The 12,625-nt window shown below is 67.5% G+C and carries 11 protein-coding genes and 1 pseudogene; 2 read left to right on the top strand and 10 right to left on the bottom strand.

The genetic code is table 11. From position 1 onward, the window contains the following. Window positions 1–51: 51 nt before the first annotated feature. Entirely contained in the window at window positions 52–630 is a 579-nt protein-coding gene (locus ACO07J_RS02320; protein WP_422025916.1) for a hypothetical protein, read from the bottom strand. Between the two features lie 295 nt (window positions 631–925). Between ACO07J_RS02320 and ACO07J_RS02315 the strand changes: the two genes are divergently transcribed. Further along, window positions 926–2,101 (top strand): HlyD family efflux transporter periplasmic adaptor subunit, encoded by a 1,176-nt coding sequence (locus tag ACO07J_RS02315; protein WP_422025914.1) that lies wholly within the window; start codon window positions 926–928, stop codon window positions 2,099–2,101. Between the two features lie 3 nt (window positions 2,102–2,104). Then, the gene (locus ACO07J_RS02310; RefSeq protein WP_422025912.1) at window positions 2,105–4,066 is read left to right on the top strand and encodes a glycosyltransferase; all 1,962 of its coding nucleotides are present in this window, start codon (window positions 2,105–2,107) and stop codon (window positions 4,064–4,066) included. Here the strand turns inward: ACO07J_RS02310 and ACO07J_RS02305 are convergent. From ACO07J_RS02305 to ACO07J_RS02265, 9 genes and pseudogenes are all read right to left on the bottom strand, one after another. Then, the gene (locus tag ACO07J_RS02305) at window positions 4,063–5,154 is read right to left on the bottom strand and encodes a cache domain-containing protein (protein WP_422025910.1); all 1,092 of its coding nucleotides are present in this window, start codon (window positions 5,152–5,154) and stop codon (window positions 4,063–4,065) included. The two genes, ACO07J_RS02310 and ACO07J_RS02305, sit on opposite strands and share 4 nt — an antisense overlap. 142 nt (window positions 5,155–5,296) lie before the next feature. Next, complete coding sequence (locus ACO07J_RS02300; RefSeq protein WP_422025908.1) at window positions 5,297–6,004, bottom strand: DUF1989 domain-containing protein; 708 nt, start codon at window positions 6,002–6,004, stop codon at window positions 5,297–5,299. Then, a complete protein-coding gene (locus ACO07J_RS02295) occupies window positions 5,997–7,097 on the bottom strand; it encodes an ABC transporter ATP-binding protein (RefSeq protein WP_422025906.1) in 1,101 nt (366 codons plus the stop codon). Before ACO07J_RS02295 ends, ACO07J_RS02300 begins: the two co-directional genes overlap by 8 nt. 12 nt (window positions 7,098–7,109) lie before the next feature. After that, complete coding sequence (locus ACO07J_RS02290; protein ID WP_422025904.1) at window positions 7,110–7,925, bottom strand: ABC transporter permease; 816 nt, start codon at window positions 7,923–7,925, stop codon at window positions 7,110–7,112. Continuing rightward, on the bottom strand, window positions 7,922–8,851 hold the full coding sequence (locus tag ACO07J_RS02285; RefSeq protein ID WP_422025902.1) for an ABC transporter permease: 930 nt from the start codon (window positions 8,849–8,851) through the stop codon (window positions 7,922–7,924). The genes ACO07J_RS02290 and ACO07J_RS02285 overlap by 4 nt, the downstream gene beginning before the upstream one ends. A 77-nt stretch (window positions 8,852–8,928) precedes the next feature. Further along, on the bottom strand, window positions 8,929–10,020 hold the full coding sequence (locus ACO07J_RS02280) for a polyamine ABC transporter substrate-binding protein (RefSeq protein WP_422025900.1): 1,092 nt from the start codon (window positions 10,018–10,020) through the stop codon (window positions 8,929–8,931). A gap of 56 nt (window positions 10,021–10,076) precedes the next feature. Beyond that, on the bottom strand, window positions 10,077–11,309 hold the full coding sequence (locus ACO07J_RS02275; RefSeq protein WP_422025898.1) for an ABC transporter substrate-binding protein: 1,233 nt from the start codon (window positions 11,307–11,309) through the stop codon (window positions 10,077–10,079). Further along, a complete protein-coding gene (locus ACO07J_RS02270; RefSeq protein ID WP_422025896.1) occupies window positions 11,309–12,223 on the bottom strand; it encodes a polysaccharide deacetylase family protein in 915 nt (304 codons plus the stop codon). Before ACO07J_RS02270 ends, ACO07J_RS02275 begins: the two co-directional genes overlap by 1 nt. 5 nt (window positions 12,224–12,228) lie before the next feature. After that, window positions 12,229–12,625, bottom strand: a pseudogene (locus ACO07J_RS02265) (hypothetical protein); the annotation flags it as partial.

Genomic DNA, 12,625 nt, shown 5'->3' with positions numbered 1-12,625 from the left:
CGGACGACCGACGGCCCGCCTTGCCCGGGCCGCGCCCGGGAATGCCGGCGCTCAGAACGTGTTGACCGAAATGCCGACGAAGGTTTCGTCGGTCTCGATCTTGTGGCCGAGGCGCAGGCTGGCCTTGGTGTTGGGGATCCCGAATGCCAGGGCGGCGACCGTGTCGCGAAAGCCGTCGTCGTCGCCGAGATGGCTGAGCTCGAAGGTCACCTTGGGGTTGCGCAGGCCGAAGGCGGCCAGGGCGAAGTAGCTGCGGTCGATGGTCGAGAATTCGCCCAGCAGGAAGACGCTGCCGAAACTCGTGGGCTGGTAATGCTCCGCCACGAGCCGCAACCCGCCCTTGAGGGTGTCGAGCCCTTCGTGCTGAAGCGTCGGGCCGGCGCGGAAAGTGACTGGCGTGCCTAGGTTGAACTTGTAGGTGACCGAAAGATTGAGGTCTTCGGGCCCGGTATAATCGCTGTAGACGAGCCCGAAGGCCAACGGCCCGCGCTCGACCGAAACGACCGCGGTCGTGGTGTCCGGACCGGTGTCGAACTGGAAGAACTCGCCATCCGCCCGCAGCTCGGTCGCCGCGAACATCACGGGTATGGCGGCAATGGCGAGCGTGGCGCGCCGCTTTCGATATGTCACCTCGATGGCCCTGTCCTGCCTGTTCCTCGTGTCGCAACGGGCGCCGCGTTCCGCGTGCGGTAGGCGGTCCGGCAGACCATGCCCGGTTTGGTCCGTCACGCGAGCCGGATTACGTCCCATTTCGTTGACACGAAGCATAGCTTCTTTGCAAGCTCAGGTATAGCCGGTTCCCGCTTGACCTGTCTCGAACCACATGGACCGGGCGGATCAGATGCACTATCGATAGGATGGGTGGAGCGACTGTGCGGTGCGATTTCACGCCGGGCTGCCGGCAAGGTTGGATGCGAGCAGGACAATGAAAATATTCTGGAGACTGTTACTGGGCCTGGCGATGGTGGCGCTTGCGCTCTGGGTCATCGTGGGCGAGCAGATCACGGGCGCGAGCGCGGATGCGACGATCAACGCGCGGCTCGTCACCGTCCGCACCCCAATCGCCGGCGATCTTGAGCTGAGCGCGCGGCCCCTTGGCGCCTCGTTCGACAGGGGCGAGGTTCTCGGGACGGTGCGGGATCAACGGGTCGACGCGGTTCGGCAGGACGACCTGGTGATGGAGCTGAGCTTTGCAGAGGCCGCGATTGCGCGCCATACCAGCCTGCGGGACGAGACCGCGAAGATCATCGAGAGGCTCGAGGCGCGCGCGCAGACATACCGCACCCGGCGAATCGCCGAACTTCGCCTGCGGCTCGATTTCGCGCGGGAGCGGCTGACCCTGCTGGAGGACGGCAATTTTCCGCCGGCCTTCGACATCGCGCCCCCGGCCGAGGCCGGCGTCGAGCGCGAGGCCGAACCCGACGCCGTCGGGCTGCAGGAGCTTTGGATCAATGCCGTCCGGGAACGGATCGCGGTACTGGAGAATGAACTTGCCTCTGCCGAGGACGGAGCGTTCCTGGGCGATGGCTACAACGATGCCCCGAATGCCCAGCAGCGGATCACCGAGCTGGAAAGCGAACTGGCCGCGCAGTCCGCGCTGCTGGCCGAGGCGGAGGCGCGTCGGGGTGCCTATGCGGCACGGCTCGAGTCCGAGCGGCTGAAGACGAACCGCGCAGGCACGGTGGAGGTCCGCTCGCCGGTGGCCGGGCGCCTGTGGGAGGTGCTCGAGGCCTCGGGCACCAACGTGCAGCGCGGCGACCCGGTGGCGAAACTGCTCGATTGCCGGTCGGTGATCGTGACCGCCTCGGTCACCGAGGCGGTCTACAACAGCCTGACCGTCGGACAGGAGGCGGTGTTCCGGCCCGCGGGCGGCGGGCCGAATTTCGAGGGCACGGTCATCCGGCTCGCCGGGGCGGGGGCCGCCACGATCTATCGGCACCTGGCCGTGGCGCCCAGCGAGCGCCACCTGCAGCGCTACGATGTGGCGCTCTCGGTGCCGGGGCTCAACGCGGACGAAACCCTGCGCTGTGCGGTGGGCCGAACCGGCCGGGTCTTCTTTGACCGCCGGCCGCTCGACTGGCTTCGCAACATCGGGCTCTGAGCCATGCTCTACCTGGGCGAAACCGGCGCAAGCTACATGCATCTGCTGCTCGTGGCGGGGCTGGCGTTGCTCGTGCCGGTCTTTGCGGATCCGGGCCGCACGCTGCACCGCTCGGTGCTTCTGGCGGTCTCGGTCCTGCTTGCGCTGCGGTATATCTGGTGGCGGGCCACGGAAACGGTCGCGCCCCTCGGCCTGACATGGGACTGGGCGGCAAGCTGGTCGCTTCTGGCACTGGAAATGGCCGCGGTCTTCGGCTCGATCTCGGCCTTCGTCATGCTGTCGCGCACCAAGGACCGGAAGGAGGAGGCGACCCAAAACCTCGGCTGGTGGGGCGAGGGCCCCGCGCCCCGCGTGGCGATCATGATCGCCACCTACAACGAGGAAGAGGAGGTGCTCGACCGCACCGTCGTGGGCGCGCTCGGCCTGCGCCACGAGAACAAGACCATCCACATCCTCGACGACGGCAAGCGCGACTGGCTGCGCGATTACTGCGAGAAACGCGGCATCGACTATATCCGCCGCCCCGACAACCGCGATGCCAAGGCAGGCAACATCAACCACGCGCTAAAAGTCATGGCGGATGATCCGCCGGATTTCATCGCCGTCCTGGATGCGGATTTCGTACCGCATCGCGGCTTCATCAGCCGGACGCTCGCGCTGTTCCATGACCCGACCGTCGGCCTCGTGCAGACGCCGCAGCATTTCTTCAACGCGGACCCGATCCAGCACAACCTGAACCTCTCGCGCTCCTACCCGGACGAGCAGCGCTTCTTCTTCGACACGATGCAGGCCTGCCGGGATGCCTGGGACATCGCCTTCTGCTGCGGCACGTCCTCGGTGGTGCGGTGGAAGGCCATCCAGGATATCGGCGGCTTCCCCACCGAAAGCGTGACCGAGGATTTCATGCTCACGGTGGTGCTGCAGAACGCGGGATGGCGCACCGTCTACCTCAACGAGGCGCTGACCGAAGGGCTCGCGCCCGAGGGGCTCAAGGAATACATTACCCAGCGCGGACGCTGGTGCCTCGGCATGATGCAGATCGCGCGCAGCCATGTCGGCCCCCTGTCGCGATCGAAGATCCGCCCGCGCGACCGGTGGAGCGTGCTGGACGCGGGCATCTACTGGCTCACCACCTTCCCCTTTCGCATCGCGGCGCTCGTCTATCCGCTGCTTTACTGGTACTTCAACGTCGTCGTGGTCGATGCCCGCGTGCCCGACGTGCTGAGCTACTTCGGCGTCTACTACCTCTGGACACTGGTCGCGCTCAACCATGTCTCGAGGGGCAACGTCGTGCCCATCATCAACGATGTCAGCCAGCTTGTCGGCGCCTTCCAGATCAGCCGGGCCGCGCTTGTCGGGCTGTTCCGCCCCCACGGCCACCCGTTCAAGGTTACGGCCAAGGGCGGCGACAGGGCAAAGATCCAGGTGCAGTGGCAGCTGATGGCGCCCTTCGTGATCATCCTGCTGCTGACCCTGGCCGGCCTGACGCTGGGCATGGTCAGCGACCGGTTCGCCTTCTTCGATGCCGGCGACGGCAAGGCGGTGGTGCTGTTCTGGACGCTCTACAACATCTTCGTGCTGGCCTTCACGATCATCGTCTGCATCGAGCTGCCCCGCAAGGAGCGCCACGTGGCCGACGCGCCGGAGCGGGCCGATCTCGTCATCGACGGCAAGGCGCGGCAGGTCTGGATCACCGCCCTGACCACCGGCGACGTGCGGCTGCGCGGGCTCGAATTGCCGGCAGGCCAGGTCGTGAGCCTGCGGATCGAGGAGGTGGGCACGCTGGAGGCGGTAAGCCTCGGCGCCGCCCATGACGGCTCGCGGCTGCAGCTTCTGACCACGCCGGAGCAGGCGGATGCGCTCGACCTCAAGCTCTATGCCGAAGACAACGTGCCCGGCATCGCCGGCGCGCGCAGCCTGCTCCTGCTGCGGGACCTGGCCCGCCGCCTGGCCTTCACCCGCTAGGCGGGGCCGGCATCGCCCCCGGCCCTGTCCCCCGCCCGGGCATCGCTCAGCCGCGACAGGGAGGCCGCCAGTTTCGCGGCCTCGGCCGAGCTGCGCGTTTCCTCCGGATATGCGTCCTCGCCGCGGCTGATGCGGTCGGCCACGTCCGTCAGCCGGATCAGGGGTTGCAGGAAGACGGTCGAGAACATGAAACAGACAATCGCGAAGATGGCGGCCGCGGCGAGGCCCAGCGCCAGGCCGTGCGTCATGATCGTGTGCCGGGTGAACGCGAAATCCGCAACGTCGATCCGCGCCACCATCCGCCAGCCGAAGCTGGGCAGGTCCTGGTAGGCGATCTCGGGCAGCACGACCGACATGTAGGTGTTGCCGTCCGGCCATTCCTCGACGCCGATCATCGCCGCCCCCGCGCTGGCCGAGCGGATGGCGCTTACCGACATGGCCTCGCCGTCGAGCGGCGCGGTCGAGACGGAAACCTGCCCTTCCGGCCCGATCAGGAAGATATCCATCTCGCGCGTCGCAGCCGCTTCGGCGAGGTAGGATTGCAGCCAGCCCGCGTCGATATGCACCGCCAGAACGCCGCGCACCCGGCCGGCATCGTCCTTCACGGGGCGGGCAAGGTCGATGAAGCGCAGCGGGTCCGTCGCGTCGGGCGCCAGGATGGATTGCAGCAGCTTGGCCTCGTGCACGTCACCGGCATAGCTGCCGTTGAGGCCGGCCGCGAACCAGGGGCGCTGCGCCACCGACTCGCCCTCGAGCAGACCGTCCGCGGCAAAGCGGACGATTCCGTCGGTTCCGGCGAAGCCTGCCCACGAGACGTTCTTGCTGCCGGCCACCCCCTCGAGAAACGCGCGCCCCAGTTGCGGGTCGATCCCCGAAATCTGCTCGGCGAGAACGCCAAGCTCCTCCCATTCCGCATGCAATCGCCGCCCCAGTTCGAGCGCCATCGAGGCGGAGCGCGCCGTCAGCGCGCGTTCAAGCGATTGCCTCTGGGTGGTCTTCGCGAAATCCGGAAGGACCACGAGGATGGCGGCAGACAGGGCCACGACACCGGCAAACATGCATGTGTAGAGAGCGTTTCTGAGATACATGGGGCACCATTTCCATACGGTCACGAAACCGCGAGGCGCGCTCGCAGGGTTTCATGCCGTACATCATTCCACGGGGCGGAACTTAGTCAACCCCGGTGCGCGGCCCCGGGTGGCTGGCTCACTCTCGGCACGCCCCGGCGCCTCATGTGGCCGCGTCCCCCGTCGCGGTGACGGTGAAAGCCAGCGGCCCCGGCGGGGCCGCGCCGTTGACCGCCGTCATGTCCTGCGGACAGGCGGACATCACCGCGACACAGCGGGCCAGCGCGCGCAGTTCGATGACATCCCCGGGCGCACTTACAGGCGCGCTCCATTCGAAGGAGCCGTCGGGCAAGACCGGTACGTTCATCCAGATATTGAAGGGCGACGGGATCTCCGGCGCCTCGCGCCCGATCGCCAGCAACGCCATGCGCAGGTTGTCGGTGCAGTTGTCGTGATACCCCTCGGCGCCGAGCTGCCAGTACCGTTCCGCATCGCAGGCGGCGATGATCGTGTCATGCACGCCCGGGGAACTGTCCGCCTCCAGGCGCATCAGCGGCGCCCGACGATTGCTGACCAGCACGTCGCCCGCCCGCGGGATCGTCCGGCCCAGCGCCGTGCGCAGATGCTCCATCGACAGGAACTCGCGCATGTCATCGGCGCGGAACGCCCAGAAATCGCAGACCTGGCTGCCGCCGGGATTGACGATCGACAGGGTCTCCCCCGCCTCCAGCAGCACGGCACGGCCACAGCGCGCAGGGATGTCATAGGTCTCGCCGATCTCGGGGCGCCCGTGGGCCGAAATCGCAAGGGTCAGCGTGGCGTTCTGCCCGTCCGGGCGGGCCGGATCAAACCGTGACGACGCATCATGCATGGCCGGCTTCCCCCTTGAAGATTAGGTGCCCGTCCTCCACCGGCCAGCCCACTGTCAGGTCGTCGCCGGGCGAGATCGTCACCCGGTCCATCTCTCGCTGCGGCACCTGCACGATGATCTCGCTGCCGGCGCTGGTTTCGAGGAACAGGTTGATCCCCGATCCGACGAACTCCTCTCCCACGACCCGGCCGGTCAGCCGGTTGCCCAGCGCCGCCCCCTCGCCGATCACCATCCGGTCGGACGAGACCACCAGATCGGCCGGCCCGCCGGGCGCCCCTGAATCGGTCGCGCCCTCGCCGGGGATGCGGATCGGACCGTCGCCGGTGTTCAGCACCCGCCGCCCGGCCGCATCGACCTCGAGCGTGCCCGAGAAGATATTGTTCGACCCCAGGAATTCGGCCACGAACCGCGAGGACGGGCGCAGGTAAAGCTCCTTCGGGGCGCCGATCTGCTCGATTTTCCCGTCGCGCATGATGACCACGCGGTCGGCCATGGCGAAGGCTTCGGAATGGCTGTGGGTGACGTAGATGAAGGTGATCCCCAGCTCGCGCTGCAGGTTCGTCAGCACCGACTGCATCCGCACGGTCAGGTGCGCATCGAGGGCGCTGAGCGGTTCGTCGAGCAACAGCACGGGCGGCTCCGTCACCAGCGCACGGGCCAGCGCCACGCGCTGACGCTGGCCGCCGGACAGCGCGTCGACATTGCGCTGCGCGAGATGCGCGATCTCCATCCGGTCCAGCCAGGTCATCGCCCGCGCCCGGCGCTCGGCTTTGCCGATCCCCTGCATCCGCAGGCCGAACTCGACATTCTCCACCGCCGTCAGGAAGGGGAAAAGCGCGAGGCTCTGCCAGACCATCGGCGTGACCCGTTCGTGCACGGCAAGGTTTTCGGTCGGGGCCCCGTTGAGCAGGATGCGCCCCTTGCTGGGCTGCTCCAGCCCCGCGATCAGGCGCAGCAGGGTCGATTTCCCCGATCCGCTGGAACCCATGATGGCCAGGAACTCGCCCGGCTCGATATCGAGCGAGACGTCGGAGACGGCGGTGAAATTGCCGAAGGTCTTGGTGACGTTTTCGATTTGAAGGACGGGGGTCATGGTCGCTTCCTCTCAGTTGGTGTCTTGCGTCTTCGCCGGCGCGGACCGCAGGTAGATCACCTGCGCCAGCACCACGAGACAGATGGACGTGGTGAAGACGATGCTGCCGATGGCGTTGATCTCGGGGCTGACGCTGCCCTGCAGGATCGACAGGATCCGCACCGGCACCGTCTCGTTCAGGCCCGAGACGAACCACGCGATGGCATATTCGTCGAACGAAACCGCCATCGTCAGGAACAGCGCCGAGACCAGCGCCGGCCAGACGAAGGGCAGCACCACGTGCCGCAGCGATTGCCAGGGCGACGCGCCCAGGTTCCACGCCGCGGCCTCGAGCGCGGTGTCCATCTGCGACAGCCGCAGCCGGATCACCGCCATGGCAAAAGGCGTGGCCAGCACCACATGCGCGATGATCACCGAGACCACCTGCCCCGACAGGGCGATGCGCGACAGGAAGCTCAGCATGGCCAGCCCCAGGATGATCACCGGCACCGTCGGCGGCAGCAGCGCAATCGCAAGGTAGGCGGACTTGCCGATGAAATTGTAGCGGTAGTCGGTATAGGCCGCGCCGAAGCCGAACAGGGTGGCAAGCACACCCGTGGTGAGCGCGATCCGGGCCGAGTTGCCGAAGGCCTGCCAGACCGCCGTGTCGGCCCAGACCGCCGCGTACCACTGGGTCGAGAACCCGGCGAGCGGCAGCGTCGGAAACCGCGCGGCATTGAGCGAGAAGACGAAGCTTGCCAAGATCGGCGCGAACAGGAAGCCGTAGGCAAGGACGGTGTAAAGCCCGAGCGCCCGGCCGGTCACATTCCATGCGGATGCGGTTTTCATGCCGTCTCTCCCGTTTTCCTGTAGGCGAAGCGCACGGCGAGGAACGCGACGGTCAGAAGGGTTGCGATCATGGTGATCGCCACCACCGCGGCGCGCGGCCACTGGTTGCCGGCCTTGGTGAAGTCGGTGATCAGGATGCCCAGCGTCGGTGCGTTGCCGCCGCCAAGGTAGGTCGGGCTGACGAAATCGCCGAAGACGAGGATGAAGCAGAAAGTGGCGCCGAGGGTCAGGCCCACGCGGCTTGCCGGAATGACCACCCGGAAGACCGTGCGCATCGGCGAGCAGCGCAGGTTCCGTGCCGCCTCGATCAAGGTGCGGTCGACGCTTGCCACGCTCATCAGCTGCAACAGGATGACCAGCGGCAGGCACAGGGTGACGTAGCCCACGAAGGTGCCGAAGACGGTGTTCAGCATCGCCAGGTCCTGCAGGCCGATCGCGGTCAGCGCCGCGTTGACGATCCCGTCATCGGCCAGGAACACCTGCCAGGTATAGGCCCGCACCAGGTAGCTGGTGAAGAACGGCACCACCAGCATCAGCATCGCCAGCCGCCGCGCGGCGGGCGACAGGCGGAACGCCAGGAAACAGGTGACCGGAAAGGCCAGCACGCTGATCAGGGCCGCCGCGCCCGCCGCCATGGCGAAGGTGCGCGCATAGGCATCCCAGAACACCTTCATGCCCAGCACCCTTGCCCAGTTGCCGGTGTCGAAATCGGGAACCAGCCGGTAGGACTGCACCACCCAGAAGCTCATCGCCACGAGGAAGCACAGGGGCGCCACGAAGAAGATCAGCTGCCAGACAAGGACGGGCAGCGCGAAGCTGCCGGCATAGAGCCGGGCGGAACGAAACAGCCGGGCGAAGATGGCGCCGTCTGCTCCTGGCGGGGCGGTGCGCTCCTCCGGCGGCAGGGTGGCGTTGGTTGCGTGCATGATGCCCTCCTCGACAGATGCAGGTATTGGCGGATCGCGCGGCCCCGGCGCAGCGGTGCACGGGGGCCGCGCCGGTTTCACAGGTTCTTGTAGGTCGACCAGGCCTCGTTCCAGTCCTCGAGCGACTGTTGCACTGGCAGGGCGCGCAGGCTGATCCGCCCGTCGCGCAGCACGTCCAGCGCGTTCGCGCCGTTCAGCACCATGCCCTGGCGTTCGGCCTCCTCCGGGTTCCGGTCGGCCAGCGCCGTCCAGCCCGATTTCGTCGGCAGCAGCGCCGGGTAGGCCTCGAGCGTCGCGGTCTTCACCTGCCCTTCGGGCGACAGCACGTAGCGGATGAATTCCCGCGCCAGCTCCGGGTGCCGCGACCCGCGCCCGATCGACAGGGACTCGGCCCACAACAGCCCGCCCTCGTCGGGAATGACGGTGGTGACCGGCGCCCCGTCGCGCCGCAGCACGCCGGTGATCCAGTCGCCGATACCGGGCATCGCCAGCACCTGCCCCGAGCGCAGCGACGACAGCACGCCACCATAGTCGAAGAACCCCGCCGCCTGCGATCTCAGGGCAAAGGTCCGGTCCTGCACCGCCTGCCACTGGCCGGCATCGAGGTCGAACGGCGCATCATGGCCAAGGGCCTTGCTGACCGTGCCGAAATTCGGCAGGTGCCAGTCGAAATGACCGACCTTGCCGGCCAGCCGCTCGTTCCAGAGGATCTCGTAGCTGCGCACGTCCTCGGGGCTGAGCGCCTCCTCGTTGTAGGAGAGCCCGAGATAGCCGAAGCGGATCATCACCGACAGCAGCGTATCGCCCTGCCAGTGGCCGGGCATCTTCTGGAACTCGGGGAAGAAATCGTCGAACGGGTAATCGGCCGGGTCGAGCGGTTCGATCATCTCGGCCGCCGCAAGCTGTTCGATGTATTCCCGGTCGCTCAGCACGATGTCATAGGTGCCCGGCGGCGACTGCGCCAGCAGCGCCAGCATCTGGTCACCGCCGACATAGTATTTCTTGTTGATCCGGACGTTGTGCCGTTCCTCGAAGGCGGCGATCATCTCGGGCTCGGCATGGCCGTACCAAGACAGCATGTTGAGCTCGGTCGTGCCGGCATCGGCCCTTCGCGGCGCAAGGCCCGTCAGCCCGGTCGTGGCCAGCATCGCCGCGGCCGCGCCTTTCATCAAACCCCTGCGGGTCAAGGTTTTTCGTTCCGTCATTTTCGGGTCCTCCCTGTGTTTCACCCTTTTGGATTGAGAAGTTTGTTCCAGCGCCGGACGAGGTAGTTGTGCTCGTCCATGACGACGTTCCACATCGCGATCCGGCGCATCCGGTCGGTATAGCTGCCACCCGGATAGCGATCGCCCCGCCGCACGATGACGCGGCCCTGGGCACAGCGCAGGTCTTCGCGGGCAGGCAGCCCGGCGTACCAGTAATCCCACTCGGCACTCCGGAGGTGGGCGCGGGCCCTTCCGGGATTGGAGATATGCGCGTTGTTGCGCGTCATCATCGCGCCGGCGTACCCGTCCAGCCACCAGTTGAGATAGGCATAGGCCACGTCGCGCTGGCGGCCGTTCAGCGCCCGCGACAGGGCCAGCCCGCCATACCATCCGCGAAACCCCTCGGCCGGGTCCGCCATGCGCACCGCGATGCCCCGCCGGCGCAGGGCGATGGCGCCCTGCCACCACATGCTCGACACGCTGACGCGGCGCGCGCCCAGCAGGGCGCTGGCCTCGGCTTCGGTGGTCCAGAACTCGGCGAAATGACCGCGGCGGCGGAGGTGGACAAGCCGCCCCAGCAGGTAATCTATCTCCTCGAGCGTCAGGTTACCGGGGTCGGCGAACTCGGCCCAGCCGGCGGCGCGGGCGGCAAGGATCAGGTCCACCAGCCCGATCGCGGCATCGCTCTGCACGGAAACGCGCCCTTCGAACCTCGGCGCCAGCAGCGAGGCCCAGGACCGCGCCGCATCGGGACGTTCGGCCTGCGGATCGTCGGCCGCCACGGCAAAACTGTCGGCGTTGTGAACGGTCGGCAGCATGGAGATTTCGTCGGTGGGCAGGCTCGCCAGTTCGCCGTTCGGCTGGACATACAGCCGCTGCGCCGGGTTCCCGCCCGGTGCGGGCGCGGCCCCTTCGTCGATCCGGCCCAGCTTGGGCAGATCGTTCACCTCGTCCCACCGCTCGATCCGGTCCAGCCGCACCGGCTGCATCGACCGGGCCGGCCAGACCAGGTCGATATTGTGGAACCACTGGTCGTAGATATCGAAGGTTTCGGGATGCAGTGCCGCGATCCGCTGGGCGTTCTTGCCATCTTCGACGATGAACTCCACGTCGATGCCCAGGTCGTCCTCGCACCGCCGCCTGATCGGCTCGATCAGGCTGACCGAGGTGCCCAGCACCCGCAGCATGGCCCGCCCGCGATGCACCGCAGGGGCGGCCGGGCCGGCCGACATGGTGTCGCGCGGCGCCCCCATCACGGGCCCGCCCCGATGCTGACCGGCCCGACGCCGCGCCCCGCCCGCTCCCGCGCGGCAAAGTCGTCGGCGACCTCGCCCAGCGTGACGAACCGCACGCCCGGATGGCTGCGGAAATAGGCGATCAGCCTCTCGTGCATCAAAAGCGCCTGCGGACGGCCCGACACGTCGGGGTGAATGGTCATCGGAAAGACGGCGTGATCGTATTCGCGGTAAACCCAGTCGAACTGTTCCCGCCAGAGCTCCTCGACCTGGCGCGGGGTGACGTAGCCGTGGCTGTTCGGATAGCTCTTGATGAACATCTGCGGCGGCATGTCATCGAGCAGCCAGCTGGCCGGGATCTCGATCAGCCCCGAGGGTTTGCCGGGCGTGTAGGGCTTCATCCATGCCTCGGCCGGACGGCTGAAATCTATCTTCGTCCAGTCCTCGCCCACCGGCAGCCAGTAGGGCTCGAAATCGCGGTGCATCATGGAGTGGTCGTAATCCACACCATGCGCCAGCAGCAGCTCTGCGGTGCGCGGGCTGAACTCCCACCAGGGGGCCACGTAGCCGCGGGGCCGCGCGCCGGTCAACCCGACGAGGATCTCCAGCGCCCGCGCCATCACCGCCTCTTCCTGATCGCGGCTCATGTCGAGCGGGTTCTCGTGGCTGTACCCGTGCAGCCCGATTTCATGGCCGGCCTCGATGATCTCGTGCGTCTGGCGCGGAAAGCTTTCGGCCGAATGGCCGGGCACGAACCAGGTGGCCCGAATACCCTCGCGGCGGAACAGTTCGAGCAGCCGGGGCACGCCGCGCTCCGCGGCGAAGACACCGCGCGAGATGTCACAGGGCGAATCCTCGCCCCCGTAGGAGCCGAGCCATCCGGCCACCGCGTCGAAATCCACGCCGTAGGATACAAGAATTTCCTTGGTCATCTGGCTCACCTCATGTCCTGGAATTGCCGTTCGACGCCCCGCGCCAGCGCAAGAAGCGGCCGGTCGCGGCCCGCCCCCATCGAAAACTGCAGGCCGATCGGATGATCCCCGCCGCCATGGAACGGCACCGAGATGGCCGGCGTGTCGAGCAGGCTGCCCAGCATGGTGTTGCGCAGAACCAGCGTGTTGCAACGCGCGAATGCCGCATCGTCGGCCTGCATGTCGGCCAGGCGCGGCGGAGGGATCGGCACGGTCGGGAAGACCATGCAGGCATCGCCCAACTCGTCTGCAAGGGTCAGGCGGGCCGTCGCCCGGGCCGCCTCGAGCGCGGCGCGCGCCCCGGCTCCCTGGGCCCGCCCCTGCGCCAGCCGGGCACGGACCCGCCGGTCGACGCGCGGGTCG

Source organism: Roseovarius sp. (assembly GCF_965228755.1).
Taxonomy (GTDB): domain Bacteria; phylum Pseudomonadota; class Alphaproteobacteria; order Rhodobacterales; family Rhodobacteraceae; genus Roseovarius.
Note: the sequence above shows the minus strand (reverse complement) of the source record. Positions and strands in the feature narration are given on the sequence as shown.